This is a genomic window from Hamadaea tsunoensis DSM 44101, assembly GCF_000428945.1.
Lineage (GTDB): Bacteria > Actinomycetota > Actinomycetes > Mycobacteriales > Micromonosporaceae > Hamadaea > Hamadaea tsunoensis.
Genome location: NZ_AUAX01000020.1, coordinates 1 through 15832, shown reverse-complemented (window position 1 = coordinate 15832; position 15832 = coordinate 1). Strand labels below are relative to the sequence as shown.

The window sequence follows — 15832 nt, the reverse complement described above, 5'->3', positions numbered from 1 at the left end:
AGGATCAGCCGATCAGCTCCAGGAGATCCCGAAGCTGTTGTCGGTGAACGCCGACGTGCCGTTCGTTCCGCTGATCTCGAAGCCGAACTGCGCCTCGCCCATCGTCACGTCGCCCCACCAGCCCTGGGTCTTGAGCCAGTTGGCGATCGCCAGCACGTCCACCGTGCCGGAGTTCGTGTCGCTGGTACGCAGGAACGAGTACACGGCGTTGCTGCCGTTCGAGCCGCGGTAGATGTTCCAGGTGTGCCCGCCGAGGGTGACGTTGCGGAAGGCCGGGACGGCACCGTTGGAGTCGTAGCTGTCGGCGATGGGGCCGACCGCGCCGTTCCAGTTCATCCACAGCATGACTTCGTACGCGTTGCTGTTGGCCCAGATGTCGTACGCCGTCTCGTAGTTTCCACTGCTCGGTACGCTCACGTTGAACGAACTGGTGAGTGTGGACAGTGAGCTGACGGTCCGGCCGATCGAGCCCTTGACCGTGTGCGGATAGGATTTCACGCCCGAGGTCATCGGGTGGTTGGCCACGACGCCCCAGTTCGTGCCGGTACGCGCCCAGATGGTCTGGGACCCGGCACCGCCGCCCCAGACGTCGTTGTAGAGCGTGTAGCCGCCGTTGGTCCACGTGTCCCACTGTCCCGAAGCGGACCACACCGCGTCCGACGGTACGCCCGGCGTACCCGTGGAAGTGGACGGTGAGGCCGAAGCGGAGCGGGAGGGGGACGCGGACGGCGAGGCGGAGCGCGAGGCCGAAGCGGACGGCGAGGCGGAGCGGGTCGCCGAGGGCGAGGTGGTGACGCCGCCGGTGCAGGCGACGCCGTTGAGGGTGAAGGCGGTGGGGACGGGGTTGCTGGCGGACCACGCGCCGTTGAAGCCGAACTGGGTGCTGGCGTTCGTCGCGAGCGAGCCGTTGTAGTCGACGTTCTTGGCCGTGACCTGCGAGCCGCTCTGGGTCAGGGCGGTGCTCCAGTACTGCGTCACCGTCTGGCCGGCGCCGAACGACCAGACGAGTGTCCAGCCGTTGAGGGCGTCGCCGAGGTTCTTGACGGTGACCGAGGCTCCGAAGCCTCCCGGCCACTGGTTGGTCACGGTGTAGGTGACGCTGCAGCCGGCCGCGGCGTACGAGGGGACTTCGGCGAGGACGCCGGCACCGGTCGCGGCCAGGACGGCGGCCGCGCAGGCGATGGTGGCGGAGATGCCTCTGCGCATGACGGGGTGACCCTCCTCAGGTCGGTCACCCAGGCGTCCGACCGGTCGGCGGAGGGCACGGCGAAACCGCTGCGGCCCCGAGCGGGAGGCCTCCGACCTGCAGGATATCCCTGGGCGACGGGATTTAAGTTTATCGTATTGACAAACTTAAAGGGTCAACCCGGCCAGGTCAACGCCGTCCTGCCGGTACGCCCGCGCGACCGTCCTGCCGGGACGCTCGCGCGTCGTAGGCCTCGCGCGCCGTCGCGACCCGGCCCAGGTTGTCCTGCGACCAGTCCGTGAGATGCGCGAACAGCGGCGCGAGGCTGCGGCCCAGCTCGCTGATCTCGTACTCCACCCGCGGCGGGACCTCCGCGTGGTAGGTCCGCACCACCAGGCCGTCGCGCTCCAGCTGCCGCAGCCGCTGGGTGAGGACCTTCGGCGTGATGCTCGTGATCCGCCGTTCCAGCTCCACGAACCTCTGCCGCCCGTACGCGTTGAGCGTCCACAAGATCGGCGTCGTCCAGCGGCTGAACACCAGGTCGACGACGGGGGCGATGGGGCAGGCCAGTTCGGGATCCGCGGTGAACTCCATGCGTACGCCGTTCTGTGAGGTGGGTCTCAGCAGGGTCACTTTCCTCTAGGTACCTACTATACCGAAGCTACTAACGTCGTACCCGACCGACCGGCGAGTGCCGGAAAGCATTGTGCGACAAGGAGAACAGTCATGATCGTGGTAACCGGAGCCACCGGCAACGTCGGCCGTCCGCTCGTGCGGGCCCTCGCCGAGGCGGGCAGCAAGGTGACCGCCGTATCGCGGAGTATCACGCCGGAGGGCGTACCGGAGGGGGTCCGCGCGGTCGTCGCGGATCTGACCACACCGGACAGTCTCGACGGGGCGTTCGACGGGGCCGAGGCCCTGTTCCTGCACGACGGGGCGGCCAGCGCGGCGAACCTGCGGCCCGCGGAGATCCTCGACCGGGCCCGGGCCGCCGGGATCCGCAAGGTCGTCCAGCTGTCCTCGCAAGGCGTGGTCACCCGCCCCGAATCACGTTCGCACGGCGTGATGATGAAATCGGTCGAGGACGCCGTACGCGCCTCCGGGCTCGACTGGACCATCCTGCGCCCGGGCGCCTTCGCTTCCAACGCGTACGCGTGGGTGCCGTCGATCCGGGCCGGCCGCAGCATGGCCGCCCCGTTCGGGGATGTCGGGCTGCCCGTGGTCGACCCGGCCGACATCGCGGCGGTCGCGGCCGCGGCGCTGACCGGCGAGGGGCACGCGGGACAGATCTACGAGCTGAACGGCCCGGCCCTCATCACGCCGCGGCAGATGGCCGAGACGCTGGCCGGAGCGCTCGGGGAGCCCGTGCGGTTCACCGAGCTGACCCGCGACGAGGCGTACGCGGTGATGACCTCGTTCATGCCCGCCTGGGCGGTGGAGACGACCCTGGCCGTCCTCGGTACGCCGACCGCCCGCGAGCAGGCCGTCAGCCCCGACATCCAGCGGGTGCTCGGCCGCCCGGCCCGCTCGTTCGCGGACTGGGTACGCGAGAACGTCGAGGCGTACCGCTGACCGGCGGCAGCCGATCACTGAGGACGGGCCGCGACCTTCTCGGTCGCGGCCCGCAGGAAGCGCCGGACGGTGTCGAGTTCGGCGGCCGAGAACGTCTCCTTCAGCCCGACCAGATCCTGGATGAGCGGTCCGAAGAACGACCAGCCGAGCTCGATCGCTTCGGGCTCGACGACGAGCAGGATCCGGCGGCGGTCGCGCTCGTCCGGTACGCGCCGCACGTGCCCCGCCTTCGCCAGGCGGTCGACGAGCCCCGTGGTCGACGCGGAGTTGAGCCGCAGCCGCTCCCCCAGCCAGCCCGGCGTGGCCTCGATCCCGGCCCGGTCGGCGTCGAGCAGGTGGATGATGGCGCGCAGATCCGTCGGGTGCAGTCGGTTGCGCGCGGCGAACTCGGCGGCCAGCAGGTTGAACTCGACGGTCAGCCCGCGCAGCAGGTGCACCAGGTCCATCCCCGGCTCGTCCACGGCCACCTCTCTTCTCGCCGTCCGTGCGATGATCACCGCAGCAGATTATCTCGTTGACCGAGATTATCGCTGGATGAGACTATCGTTGATCGAGATTATCGTCCGGCGAGAGAGGTGGCAACCATGGACGCGTACTCCGCGGCGTACGAGGCCGTACTCGGGAAATGGCCGGTGGCCGTCGAGGCGCTGGACGTGCGGTCGGCGTACGGGAGCACTCGGGTGCATGTCAGCGGACCACCCGACGGCCGGCCGCTCGTGCTGCTGCACGGCGGTGGCGCGACGTCGACCGTCTGGTACGCGACCGTCGCCGACCTCAGCCGCCACCACCGCGTGTACGCGATCGACACCATCGGCGACGCCGGCCGCACCGTGAACGACGGCACCCCGGTGACCACCGCGGAGCACCTGATGGACTGGCTCGACGGATTGTTCACCGAACTGGGGGTCGACGGCGCCGCCCTGGCCGGGCACTCCTACGGCGGCTGGATCGCCCTCGCGTACGCGCTGCGCGCACCCGCGCGGGTCGGGCGGCTCGTGCTGCTCGACCCGACGGACTGCTTCGCCGGCCTGGCCGCGGCCTACAAGCTGCGGGCGATCCCGTTCCTCGTGAAGCCCAGTGCCGCCCGCCTGCGGGGCCTCGTCACCTGGGAGAGCGCCGGCAAGCACATCGATCCCGAGTGGCTCGACCTGATGTGCCGCGGCACCGAGGTCCCGCGTGGCAAGCTCGTGATGCCCCGGCGGCCGACGCCCGAAGCGTTGCGGGACATGACGATCCCGACGCTCGTCGTGGTCGCGCAGCAGAGCCGGGCGCACGACGGCAAGCGGGTCGCTGAGACCGCCGAGGCCCTGCTGCCCGAGGTCACGACGGTCGCCCTGCCCGGCGCGTCCCACCACACGATCCCGACCGAGCAGCCGGATCAGCTCAGCCGCGCGATCCTGGCCTTCCTCGGCTGAGGACGCCACAAGTCCTCAGGCGAACGCCTTGCGCGCATGGGCGGCGAATCGGCGTACCGCGGGCGCGGGCGAGTGCCGCCAGACCAGGGCCAGCACCGCCGCATCCGCCATGTCCGCGATCGGCCGCGCGGTCAGCGGGTAGCGCCCGGCCATGGACTCGCTGAGCACACCGACCCCCAGGCCGCGCCCCGCGAGGTCCGCGATCGTGTCCGGCGCCCCCGCCTCCAGCGCGATCCCGGGCACCAGGCCACGCGCGGCACACGCGCCGTCGAGCACCGCGCGCAGGCCGGTCCCTCGCGGCATGCAAATCAACGGGTACGCGCAGAGCGCCCGCAGGTTCAGCCGCTTGGACAGCAACGGGTGGCCGTCGGGCAGCAACGCGACCAGCGGCTCACTGACGGCCGTCAGTCCATCCAGATCGGACGGTGCCGAACCGGCCGCTCCGATCAGCGCGGCGTCCAGCTCCCCGGCGCGTACGCCGTCGATGAGGCGGTCGGAAGAATCCTCCACAAGGGACAGGGTGACGCCGGGGTGGTCCCGGTGGAAGGCCGCGAGGGCCGCGAAGAGCGGGGTGACCGTGCAGCCGACCACCATGCCGACCCGCAGCCGGCCGCGCAGCACGTCGCTCACCTCACCGACGGCCTGACCGACCGCACCGGCGGCGGCGAGCGCGGCGCGGGCGTGTTCGAGGGCGGCCTTCCCAGCGACGGTCAGGGTGGCGCTGCGCCCCGAGCGGTCGAACAACTCCGCGCCCAACTCCTTCTCCAACTGCCGGATCTGGGCGCTGACCCCCGACTGACTGATGTGTACGCGTTCCGCCGCCCGCGTGAAATTCTGCTCCTCCGCGACGGCGACGAAGTACTCCAGCTGGCGCAGTTCCATAACTGATGATTCTAGTACCCAGCAGAACCAGCTGTTGGACTTCTGATCCGGTACGCGTGACGCTGGATGTCGAGGGAAGGAGAGGACCATGACCGAGTACGAGAAGGCGATGACGCCCGAGGACATCACCCGGCTGTTCGTCGAGCGCTCCAACGCGGGGGACGCCGCCGGGGTGGCCGCGCTCTACGAGGAGGACGCGGTGCTCGCGTACCCGCCGGGCGGGCAGACCGTCGGGCGGGCCGCGATCGAGGAGCTCTGGACCAAGGTGCTCGCCGGGCAGCCGCATTTCGAGCCGGAGGCGCCACTGCCGACGCTGATCCAGGGGGACCTGGCGCTCACGGCCACGCCGCCGAAGGACGCCGCCGGGGCGCGGGCCCAGGTCGCTCGACGTCAGGCCGACGGCAGCTGGCTGCGGGTCCTCGACCGACCGGAATTCACCCCGGCGACCTGAGCTTCAGGACGGACCCTGCCCCAAGATCCCGCTTGGATCAGGGAATCCCACTTAATCTTGGCCCAAGATTCGGGTGATTTCCCTGATCCGAACGGGATCTTGTGTGGCCCGCGTACCCGGTCAGTGGTGGAAGGCCGGCGGGTGATCGTGGTGGGGCATCGGCCCGTCGAGGGCGTCGAGGTACGCGACCTCGGTGATGATGTCCGCGAGGAACGACTGCGCGAGGTCGCGGCTGAAACCGCTGCGCACGACGACCCGCTGGACGACGACGTCGGCCAGACCTTCCGGCATCGGGTACGCCGGAACGAGCCAGCCCTTGGCGCGCAAGCGATCCGAGAGATGGTAGAGGTTCCAGTTCGTGGTGTGCCCGGCTTTCATGCTCCACGCGAAGACGGGGATGTCGGTGCCGTCGTTCCACAGCTCGAACGCCGGCAGCCGGGCGATCTGCGAGGACAGGTAGACGGCGACGTCCTGGGCGCACTGCTGGACCCGGCGGTAGCCGTCGAAGCCGAGGCGCAGGAACATGTAGTACTGCAGCAGCACCTGCGCGCCCGGGCGGGAGAAGTTGAGCGCGAGCGTGGGCATCTCGCCGCCGAGATAGCTGACCTTGAAGACGAGCTCGTCGGGCAGCGCGTCCCGGTCCCGCCAGACCACCCAGCCGATGCCGGGGTAGACCAGGCCGTACTTGTGCCCGGAGGTGCTGATGGAGGCGACCCGGGGCAACCGGAAGTCCCACACGACGTGCGGTTGCAGGAACGGGGCGATGAACGCGCCCGACGCCCCGTCGACATGGATCGGGATGTCCAGCCCCGTACGCGCCTGGAGGTCGTCCAGCGCCGCGGCGATCCGGTCGACCGGCTCGTACCGGCCGGTGTAGGTGACGCCCATGATCGCGACGACGCCGATCGTGTTCTCGTCGGCGTACCGGTCGAGGTCGGTGCCGTCGAGGACCTGGTGCTCGGCCGAGATCGGCACGAGCCGCGCCTCCACGTCCCAGTAGGCGCAGAACTTCTCCCAGCACACCTGCACGGCGCTGGACATGATCAGGTTCGGCCGGTCGGCCGGCTTGCCGGCCGCGCGGCGGGCGGCCTGCCACCGCTTCTTCAGCGCCAGACCGCCGAGCATGCACGCCTCGGACGAGCCGATGGTCGAGGTGCCGATCGTCGTACGCGGATCCGGCGCGTTCCACAGCCCGGCCAGCATGGTCCAGCACCGGGTCTCGATCGCGGCGGTCGACGGGTACTCGTCCTTGTCGATCATGTTCTTGTCGAAGGTCTCGGTGTACAGCCGGCCGGCGTGGTCGTCCATCCAGGTGCCGACGAACGTGGCGAGGTTCAGCCGCGCGTTGCCGTCGAGCATCGCCTCGTCGTGCACGATCTGGTACGCCGTCTCCGGCAGCGACTCGCCGTCGGGCAGCTGGTACCGGGGCAGCTCGGTGGCCTCGCCCGGCCGGGTGAAGACCGGATTCAGCTCGACCACGTCGGGCTCGTCGAAATGGTGTCTGTGCGCCGTGACCGACATGGCATTGACGGTAGGCCGGGCCGTCCGGGTCCGGGCGGAAATCGACGGATCCGTCCGGCCCGACGGATCTGTCCGGCCGCGTGGGGTGACCGCCCGCCCGTCAGGCCGCCGGCGTGACCGCCTGGGGGAAGGTGAAGAGGTTGCCCGGATCGACCGCCCGCTTCACCGACCGCAGCCGCTCCAGATTCCCCCGCCAGTACGCCGTGCCGTGGTCCGCGATCGACGGGTCCGCGTAGTTGGCGTACGCCCAGTCGCCGCACCAGGGCCGCAGCTTCAGCCGGAATCCCCGCACGTACGCGTCGAACGGCTCGGCGGACGCGTGTTCGTAGGTGGCGGTGTACTGCGCGATCGCGAGCGACCGGCGGTGCGGGAACGCCGTCGCGTCCGGCGCGACCCGGCCGGCGGCCCCGCCGAGGGCGTCCAGCGACACGCCGCCCTCGATCAGCCCCGGGATCCCCATCGCCTGCGACGCGTACGCGACGGCCGCCTCGATCGCCGGCGCGGGCAGCGGGGAGTCGACGACCGAGGACGTGGCGGCGAACGCTTCGCGGCCCTTGCCCAGCCCGTCGGCGATGCAGGCCGCGGCCGTCCCGCTCGTCGAGCAGCCGGCCTCGAAGAGCATCGCGCGGGCGTAGTCGTAGGTGTGCCGGGTATCGGCCGCCGGTGCGGGCAGCCCGGTCAGCAGCGGCTTGAGCTGGGCGTCGAGTGCCGACGATGGCCCGATCCAGGTGCCCGCGACGAGCGCCCGGCGCCGGCCGGTGCCCGGGGCGGCGAGCAGCTTGCAGGTCGACCAGAGCCGGTCGTCGGCCCGCGCGATCCAGCGCTGCCAGGCCGCCACCACCTCGGCGCCGGCGCTCAGATCCCACGCCAGGTAATAGGTGTTCACGGTCGGCGCCGGCCGCACCGCCAAGGTCAATTCGGTCACCGCGCCGAAACTGCCGCCGCCCCCGCCGCGCAGCGCCCACAGCAGGTCGTCGTCGGCGTTCCGGCGTACGCCGTCCGCGGTCACGATCTCGACGGCCCTGATCGCGTCGCACGTCAACCCGAACGCCCGGTTCAGTACGCCGAGCCCGCCGCCCAGGGCCAGCCCGGTGATCCCGACGGTCGGGCAGGAGCCGCCGGCCACCGCGACACCATGGGTACCGAGGGCGGCGTACACGTCGGCGAGCTTGGCGCCGGCGCCGATCCGGGCCAGCCCGGCGGCCTTGTCCACGGTGACCGACTTCAGGCCGGACACGTCCGCGACGAGTCCCGGGCCGGTCGACCAGCCGCCGTAGGAGTGCCCGCCGCTGCGCATCGCGATCGGCACGTGCGACCGGGCCGCGAAGCGTACGCACGCCGCGACGTCGTCGGCCGTGACGCACTGGGCCACGGCGGCCGGACGGCTCACGGCGTCGAACCGCGGGTTGTAGAGCCGGGCGGCCGGGGCGTACCCACTCTGACCAGGGCGTACGAGGTGACCGGTCAGCGCGTGGGCGAGGCCGGTCCAGTCGGGCGCCGACACGGTGGACGGTGCCGCCGACAGCCCCGCCGAGGGCGTCGGGGAGACCGTCGGGCCCGTGGGCCGGGCGACCGGCTCAGGTCCCTTGGTGCAGCCCGCGACCGCCGCCGCCGTCGCCAGGCCGACTCCGCGTAGTAGGGCGCGCCGCCCGACCGTCCTCATTCCCCCATGCTCGCACCACCGCACCCGCCCCGCCGCCCGGCCGCCCCGCCGCCCCGCCGGCTCCAAGATCCCGTTTGGATCAGGGGTCGCCACGTAATCTTGGGCCAAGATTCGGGTGATTTCCCTGATCCAAACGGGATCTTGGAGCCGGATTTCGGGTCAGCAGAAGCGGATGCCGGGGATCGTGGGATCCGCGCAGCGGAACGAGTTCGGGTCGACCGCTTCGAGGCCGTTCTCCTTGCCCGGCACCAGCACCGCGCTCGGCACGTCCAGGAAGCTGGGCGCGAAGATGATGTACGGCCCGGACCGGAAGATCACCGATTCGGACGGCCGGAAGCCGTTCTTGAGGATCGCGACGATGGTCGAGTCCCCGCCGGGGACGGCGTACACGTCGCCGCCGACCCAGAGGTGCATCCGGTAGGAATGGATCCCGGCCACGCTCGCCCGTGAGGTGTCCATGACGCCGAGGGCCTGGACGGTCGCGTCCGTGAGGCCGGGCGGGGTGGTGTTGTCGGCGAATGCCGGCACGGCCGGCACCAGAACCCCCGCTGCCAGGAGTACGGCGCCGACGACGTTCAGCAGTCGCATCGCCATGGACTCATCATCCGCTCGGCCGGGTGACCGCGAGCGGATATTCACTTGAACCGTCGCGGCCTCCTGCGATATGTTGCCGCGCCCGCTCGAACCGAACCCCTCGCGGCGCCGCGCGCCGGCCGGAGGTGGGGCGTGATGCCGGACGAGTCAGCACATTCTCCGGCCCGGGCGCTGGTACGCCCCCGGCCGCCAGCGCAGGAATGGGGCGATCATGAACGAGACCCGGGACGACATCGAGGCGGAGCGCGCGTATCTGGCGCGGGCCCGGAATGCCTTGGAACTCATGCGCCGGGACGTCGTCGACACCGAGACCCCGGAGTTCGTGTCGGGCACCGACGAGGTGTGGTTCAACACGGTCTACCGGATGGCGCGCGCCCAGCGCGGCCGCGACCTCGTCGACCTGCCGGACGTGCCGCTCTTCTTCGGCCGCCTGGACTACGAGGCCGGCACGGTCTTCGACGCCGTGAAGGACGGTGCCGCACAGGACGAGGCCGCGCAGGACGGTGCCGCCGCGAAGGAGGACCGGGTCTACGTCGGCCGCCGCCATGTCCGCGACGACGACGGCACCCCGGTCGTCGTCGACTGGCGGGCGCCGGTGTCGATGCCGTTCTACCGCGCGACTCCCAAGAACCCGCTCGGCGTCGTCCAGCGCCGGCGGTACGGCTTCGGGGAGGGGGCGGGGCTCACCGCGTACGAGGACGAGGTTCTGGCGACGGGGGAAGGTCCGGGCTCGCTGCTGGCCGCGGAGATCGAGCGGCCGCGGTCCGGGCCCATGCGCGACATCGTCGCGACCATCCAGCCGGAGCAGGACGAGCTGGTCCGCGCGCCGCTGCAGCCGGCCATCTGCGTGCAGGGCGCGCCGGGCACGGGCAAGACGGCGGTGGGCCTGCACCGCCTGGCCTACCTGCTGTACGCGGAGCCGCAGCGCCTCGGCGCGGGCGTGCTGGTCGTCGGGCCGAACCGGTCGTTCCTCTCCTACATCCGCAACGTGCTGCCGGCGCTGGGCGAGGTGTCGGTGGCGCAGAAGACGGTCGAGGAGCTGATCGACCGACCGGCGACGGCGGTGGACGGCCCGGCGACCCTGGTCGTCAAGGGCGACGCCCGGATGGCCGAGGTCGTACGCCGGGCGCTGTGGAGCCACGTCGGCGAGCCGGCCGAGGACCTCGTCTACGTGCACGGCTCGACGCGCTACCGGGTCGGCCAGGGCCGGATGACGCAGATCGTCGCCGAGATGTCCCAGATGCGGTACGCCGCCGGCCGCGAGGGTTCCGCCAAGCGGATCGCCGGCCTGGTGGTGATGCAGATGGAGCGGCGCGGCGCGACGCCGGACGATCGCGAGGTCGCGGCCGTCGCCCGGTCCAAGCCGGTCAAGGCGGTCCTCGACGAGGTGTGGCCGAAGCTGACCCCCGAGCAGGTGCTGTTCCGGCTGCTGTCGGACGCCGGATTCCTGGCCGCGTGCGCGGACGGCGTGCTCACCGCGGACGAGCAGGCCGCGCTGCTGTGGCCGAAGGCGTACCGGTCGGTGAAGTCGGCCCGCTGGTCGGCCGCGGACGCGGTGCTCCTCGACGAGCTGGCCGGCCTGTTCGACCGGGTGCCGTCGCTGAGCTACCTGATGATCGACGAGGCGCAGGACCTCAGCCCGATGCAGTGCCGCGCGCTCGGCCGCCGCTGCGCCAACGGGTCGGTCACCGTCCTCGGCGACCTCGCGCAGGGCACCAGCCCGTGGGCGACCGCCGACTGGCCGTCGCTGCTCACCCACCTCGGCAAGGCCGACGCCACCGTCTGCGTGCTCGACCGCGGCTTCCGCGTCCCCGCCGCCATCATCGAGTACGCCGCCCGCCTCCTACCGGCCATCGGCAGCCATTTCGGCGCGCCGACGTCGGTCCGGCGTACGCCGGGAGCGCTGACCGTGTCCTCCACTGTGGACGTGAACGCCGCCGTCGTCGAGGCGTGCCGGGAGCGGCTGGCCGCCGAGGGTTCGGTGGGGGTCATCGCCGCCGACGACGACGTGGCCGGGCTGCGGTCGGCCCTGGCGGACGCGGGGCTGCCGTCGGCCCTCGTCGGGGCGGACGAGGACGCGCTCGAAGCCGGCCGGCTGGTATGCGTACCGGCGGGGCTGGCGAAGGGCCTGGAGTTCGACTCGGTCGTGGTCGTCGAGCCGGCCCGGATCGTGGCCGCCGAACAGCGCGGGTTGCAACGGTTGTACGTGGCGCTCACCCGGGCGGTCAGCGTCCTGCACGTGGTGCACGCCGAGCCCCTGCCGGCGGCGCTCGCCTGAACGTACGGATCGACTGTCACGGATGACTGACGACCACCCGCGACAACCGGCTCCGACGAACCGTCGGTAGGCATCCATGATCGGCGCGTGATACAAAACTCCCGCACAGACCCGTGCAGATTTTTCCATCAATCGATGGAATATGTGAAGGAGTACCATGCGCCGATCCCTCCGGCGTGCCGCGACCCTCCTCGGTACGCTCGCCACGGCCCTCCTCGTCACCCTCACGCTGGCCGAACCGGCCCACGCCGCCACCTTCCTGACCGACGCGCAGGCCCGCGCCCAGCTCTCGGCGGCCGGGGTCGCCTGGACCTCCAGCGGCAACTGCTCCAACCGCAACGTCGCGACGTGCACCTCCTTCGAGCAGATCCGCCAGTCGACCATCAGCGGAGTCATCACGCTGCACTCCTACAGCGGCTGCGCCGTGACGATCACGGCCGGGACCGAGACCGGGCACGCGTCCGGGACCTACAGCCACTGGAACGGCTACAAGGTGGACATCGCCAAGTACGCCTGCATCGGCAGCTACATCCAGAACAGCTACACCTACGTCGGCTACATCTCCGGATGGGGCTACCAGTGGAAGGCGCCGTCCGGCAACCTCTACACCGACGAGGGCAGCCACTGGGACATCACCTACTACACCTGCGGCTGCTGACCTCGCGTACGCGCTCGCCGGCGGCCGCCTCCCCGGCCGCCGGCGTTTCCTGTGCCGGGTCGCCGGCTTTCACGCGCCGGGCGACAACCTGACGCGGACCCCAGGGCGTCTACCTGGCGGAGCCGATCCGGGGGGACGTCTCATGACCGGAGATGACTGCGCCATGCGGCGCTGGCGCGGGCCGGAAGGTCCGGGCGAGGGCCACTGCCTCGGCGTACTGCCGATGCTCAGTGTGTACGACATCCGGTGTGGGGTCACCGGCCGCGACTACGGTCCGGCCGGTGCACCACCGGCGCACCAGGTGATCCTGGGCCGGTCGGGCGGCTACCTGCGGCGGGTCAACGGCGTCGAGACGTTCGCCGACGTGACCGGGGCCCTGGTGACCGCGGCCGGCGACGAGATGCAGGTCGCGCATCCGCTGGGCGGCGGCGACACCTACACCGTGGTCCAGTGGGACGGCGACGTCGAGGTACGCCTGCCGGCCGGCGAGCTGCGCGTACCGGACGCGGCCGACCTGGCCCACCGGGCGCTGGTGGCCGCCTGCCGGGCCGGCATCGACGGGTTCGAGCTGGCCGACCGGGTCGAGGGCCTGATGCTGGCGCTGCTGCCGGTCGCGCCCGACGGACCCGGGGCGGCCCGGCCGGCCACCCGGACCGCGCATCGCAAGCTGGTCGGGCAGGCGGCCGCCGCCCTGCACTGCGACGGCTACACCCTTTCGCTGGACGGGCTGGCCGCCGAGGTCAACGCGTCGGCACCGCACCTGAGCCGCGTCTTCCGCGAGGTCACCGGCGAGAGCGTCACGGCGTACCGCAACCGGCTGCGGATCCGGGCGGTGCTGGCCGACCTGTCCGACGGCGCCACCAACCTGCGTACGCTCGCCGCCCGCTACGGCTTCGCCGACCAGTCGCACCTGAACCGGGTGATCCGCCGCCACCTCGGCAGCGCCCCGAGCGACCTGCGGCTCGTGCTCCAGGGCGGCCGGCGGTCGCGGAACCGAGCATGAATGTCCAACGCCCACCGACCGTCTCCTTGGGACGGTGGAGCGATGAGACGATTCCGAATCCCCGTCGCGGCCGGCGTGCTGCTGCTCGCCCTGCTGGGCACGGCGGGCGCGGCCGGACCGGTCGCCGCCGCGGCCGGCGCGCCCGCCGCTCGCGGGGCCGACCCCGCCGGGCTGGCCGACGCCGCACCGTGCCCCGGCATCGACGGTTTCACCTGCGGCTACGTCACCGTCCCGCTGGACCGCAGCGGTCGCGTACCGGGGACGCTGCGGTTGCACGCGGCGGTCGCGGGCAACACCGACGCCCCGCGCGGCGTCCTCATGTTCCTCAGCGGCGGCCCCGGCCAGCCGGGCGTCAGCCTCGTCCCGCGGATCAGCGCCCGGGTCGGCTACCTGCTCGCCGACTACCAGCTCGTGATGATCGACCAGCGCGGCACCGGCGACGCCGCGATCGACTGCCCGCGGCTGCAACTGGAGGTCGGCTCGTCCGACATCACCCCCGCGTCGGCCGGCGCGCTCGGCGAGTGCGCCGGCGTCCTCGGCGCCGGCCGTGACTTCTACACCACCGCCGACACCGTCGCCGACCTCGACGCGCTGCGGGCAGCCCTCGGCGTACGCGCCTGGACGCTGGACGGGGTCTCCTACGGCTCGTTCGTCGCCGAGCACTACGGGCTGACCTATCCCCAGCACGTGAACCGGATGGTGCTGGACTCGGTGGTACCGCAGGACGGCGCCGAAACCTTGTACACCGCGTCTCTGCGACGGTCGGCGTACGTGCTGCGGCAGGCGTGCGCGGAACAGTCCTGCGGTTTCGACCCCGCCGCCGACCTCGCCACGGCGGTCCGGACCGACCCGGCTCTGAGCGTCGGCGTGTTCGACCTGCTCGTCACCGCCACGATCGTCGACCCGAAGCTGACCGGGCCACCGGGCTACTTCCCCGTGCTCAGCCTGATCCACCAGGCCGCACAGGGTGATCCGGGACCGCTGCGGGAGGCGGTCACCCAGTTGCAGGGCGGCGGCGACACGCCTGTCCAGGCGTACAGTGCCGGACTGCACATCGCCACGATCTGCGCCGACCTGACCGACGCACCCTGGGGCGACTCCTCGGCACCGACACCGAGCCGGGCACCGCGACTGGCCGCCGCGGCCGGCCGGCTGCCGCAGAGCGCCGTCTGGCCGTTCACCCGGCAGACCGCCGCCGGGCAGGGCATCGCGGGCAACTGCGCCGGATGGGTGCCGTCGCGACCGGACCCGCGCACGCCGCTGCGCGTACTGACGATGCCGGTCCTGCTGATCAACGGCGACCGCGACCTGTCCACACCGCTGCCGTGGGCGATGGCGCAGGCTGCGCGTACGCCTCGGGGCAAGCTCGTGGTGATCGCGGGGATGGGGCATTCGATCCAAGGCCGCAACGCCGACGGCGACGCAGCGGTACGCGGTTTCCTGCTTGACTGATCCCGGTTTGTTCGGGAGTCGAAATCTTGGGGCCGGGCAGCGCACGGGGCTGCCCGGCCCCATTCCGCCTGCTCCTGTACATCCGCACCCCAGCGACGGCGTTGCGGTCGGCGACCGTGTTCTCGTCGGCAGCGATGTGCTGGTCAGCGGCCGTGCTCCGGTCAGCGGCGGTCGTCCGGTCAGCGGCGGCCGATGGTCATCGGGGGGCGTTTGCGGTGGACGCTGAAGTACGACAGGCCCTCGGGACCGGCGGTCACCCGTCGCGGTGTGCCGCGCGGCACCCAGACCAGGCTGTTCGCGCGTATGGCGACGGGGCCGTCGGCGGTCTCCAGTTGGCCGTCGCCCTCGAGAACCACCAGGAGCACATCGAGATCGGCACCCGTCGGGGCCGCCAGCCGGTCCCCGGCCGGCAGATGGATGATGTTCGCGTCCAGCTCCCGCGGCTCGGCGGTCGCGCGCCAGACCGCTCCCGCGAGGCCGTCCCGTCGCGCCCGCGCGATCACCGCACCGGCGTCCTCCACGATGATCGCCACCCGCTCAGCGTACGCCGTGAGCGACCGTCGGCGATAACGATCTATATCGGATAGTCCCGATAAGACACCGATTGCGGCCCGTTATGCCGGTTATATCGGGACAATACCGGTACCCGTGGCAGCCAACCCCTGGTCGGTCGTTGCGTACCAAGGCCGGAGGGTGATCGTTCGCGGCGAGAGGGACTAGCGGCGCCGAGTCCGACCATGGGCCGGCGGGCCCGCGCAAGCATGATCTTGACGGATGTGGCAAACCCGCCCCTAAACCGCCCGGGAAGCGGGTGGTTTCAACCGGTGGGTGCAAGTAGGAGTTGGTTGAGGCGTTCGGTGGGGGTGTCCCAGTCGAGGGTTTGGCGTGGTCGCCGGTTGAGTTGGTCGGCGATCACGTCGAGGCCGGCTTGGTCGATGGTGCGGAAGTCGAAGCGGCCGCGGGGGAAGTAGTCGCGTAGTAGGCCGTTGGTGTTTTCGTTGGTGCCGCGTTGCCAGGGTGAGTGCGGGTCGCAGATGTAGACCCGGCAGTCGGTGGCGAGTTGGATGTGGTGGTGTTCGGCCATTTCGACGCCTTGGTCCCAGGTCACTGTTTTGGTCAGGTGTTCGGGCAGGCGGCGGAACAGGTCGCGGATGACG

At 71.4% G+C, this 15832-nt stretch carries 16 protein-coding genes; 7 read left to right on the top strand and 9 right to left on the bottom strand.

Going from position 1 to position 15832, the window contains the following annotated elements; translation table 11 throughout:
- Positions 1–12: 12 nt before the first annotated feature.
- Positions 13–1206, bottom strand: a complete 1194-nt coding sequence (locus G401_RS55030) for a cellulose binding domain-containing protein (RefSeq protein ID WP_084557639.1) — start codon at positions 1204–1206, stop codon at positions 13–15.
- Between the two features lie 169 nt (positions 1207–1375).
- Positions 1376–1819, bottom strand: coding sequence for a winged helix-turn-helix transcriptional regulator (locus G401_RS48575; RefSeq protein ID WP_245601849.1), 444 nt, complete (start codon positions 1817–1819; stop codon positions 1376–1378).
- Positions 1820–1912: 93 nt separating this feature from the next.
- On the opposite strand from G401_RS48575, the gene G401_RS0126420 reads away from it, so the two are divergent.
- Positions 1913–2758 (top strand): NAD(P)H-binding protein, encoded by an 846-nt coding sequence (locus G401_RS0126420; RefSeq protein WP_027344847.1) that lies wholly within the window; start codon positions 1913–1915, stop codon positions 2756–2758.
- Positions 2759–2772: 14 nt separating this feature from the next.
- On the opposite strand, the gene G401_RS0126415 is transcribed toward G401_RS0126420, so the two are convergent.
- On the bottom strand, positions 2773–3255 hold the full coding sequence (locus G401_RS0126415) for a MarR family winged helix-turn-helix transcriptional regulator (protein ID WP_245601848.1): 483 nt from the start codon (positions 3253–3255) through the stop codon (positions 2773–2775).
- Between the two features lie 87 nt (positions 3256–3342).
- Here G401_RS0126415 and G401_RS0126410 point away from each other — a divergent pair, with 87 nt between their 5' ends.
- Positions 3343–4173, top strand: a complete 831-nt coding sequence (locus G401_RS0126410; protein ID WP_034593209.1) for an alpha/beta fold hydrolase — start codon at positions 3343–3345, stop codon at positions 4171–4173.
- Between the two features lie 15 nt (positions 4174–4188).
- On the opposite strand, the gene G401_RS0126405 is transcribed toward G401_RS0126410, so the two are convergent.
- Positions 4189–5055: a LysR family transcriptional regulator gene (locus G401_RS0126405; RefSeq protein ID WP_027344844.1), complete on the bottom strand. Its 867-nt coding sequence runs from the start codon at positions 5053–5055 to the stop codon at positions 4189–4191.
- Between the two features lie 109 nt (positions 5056–5164).
- Here G401_RS0126405 and G401_RS0126400 point away from each other — a divergent pair, with 109 nt between their 5' ends.
- Complete coding sequence (locus G401_RS0126400; protein WP_211240852.1) at positions 5165–5506, top strand: YybH family protein; 342 nt, start codon at positions 5165–5167, stop codon at positions 5504–5506.
- Positions 5507–5626: 120 nt separating this feature from the next.
- On the opposite strand, the gene G401_RS0126395 is transcribed toward G401_RS0126400, so the two are convergent.
- From G401_RS0126395 to G401_RS0126385, 3 genes are all read right to left on the bottom strand, one after another.
- The gene (locus G401_RS0126395; RefSeq protein ID WP_027344842.1) at positions 5627–7027 is read right to left on the bottom strand and encodes a glutamate decarboxylase; all 1401 of its coding nucleotides are present in this window, start codon (positions 7025–7027) and stop codon (positions 5627–5629) included.
- A 100-nt stretch (positions 7028–7127) separates the two neighbouring features.
- A complete protein-coding gene (locus tag G401_RS0126390; RefSeq protein ID WP_034593208.1) occupies positions 7128–8690 on the bottom strand; it encodes an FAD-binding oxidoreductase in 1563 nt (520 codons plus the stop codon).
- A gap of 159 nt (positions 8691–8849) precedes the next feature.
- Positions 8850–9284, bottom strand: a complete 435-nt coding sequence (locus tag G401_RS0126385) for a hypothetical protein (protein WP_027344840.1) — start codon at positions 9282–9284, stop codon at positions 8850–8852.
- Between the two features lie 211 nt (positions 9285–9495).
- On the opposite strand from G401_RS0126385, the gene G401_RS0126380 reads away from it, so the two are divergent.
- From G401_RS0126380 to G401_RS48565, 4 genes are all read left to right on the top strand, one after another.
- Positions 9496–11562 (top strand): HelD family protein, encoded by a 2067-nt coding sequence (locus G401_RS0126380; RefSeq protein WP_034593207.1) that lies wholly within the window; start codon positions 9496–9498, stop codon positions 11560–11562.
- A 157-nt stretch (positions 11563–11719) separates the two neighbouring features.
- Positions 11720–12220, top strand: coding sequence for a hypothetical protein (locus tag G401_RS0126375; protein WP_027344838.1), 501 nt, complete (start codon positions 11720–11722; stop codon positions 12218–12220).
- A 142-nt stretch (positions 12221–12362) separates the two neighbouring features.
- Positions 12363–13223: a helix-turn-helix transcriptional regulator gene (locus G401_RS53350; protein WP_084557637.1), complete on the top strand. Its 861-nt coding sequence runs from the start codon at positions 12363–12365 to the stop codon at positions 13221–13223.
- A gap of 42 nt (positions 13224–13265) precedes the next feature.
- The gene (locus G401_RS48565) at positions 13266–14675 is read left to right on the top strand and encodes an alpha/beta fold hydrolase (protein WP_157546352.1); all 1410 of its coding nucleotides are present in this window, start codon (positions 13266–13268) and stop codon (positions 14673–14675) included.
- 179 nt (positions 14676–14854) lie between these two features.
- Here the strand turns inward: G401_RS48565 and G401_RS48560 are convergent, their stop codons facing one another.
- Together G401_RS48560 and G401_RS0126355 are read right to left on the bottom strand one after the other, a co-directional pair.
- Positions 14855–15208: a cupin domain-containing protein gene (locus tag G401_RS48560; protein WP_051367186.1), complete on the bottom strand. Its 354-nt coding sequence runs from the start codon at positions 15206–15208 to the stop codon at positions 14855–14857.
- A 284-nt stretch (positions 15209–15492) separates the two neighbouring features.
- A partial coding sequence (locus G401_RS0126355; RefSeq protein ID WP_027344837.1) for an IS30 family transposase occupies positions 15493–15832 on the bottom strand: 340 nt, incomplete at its 5' end.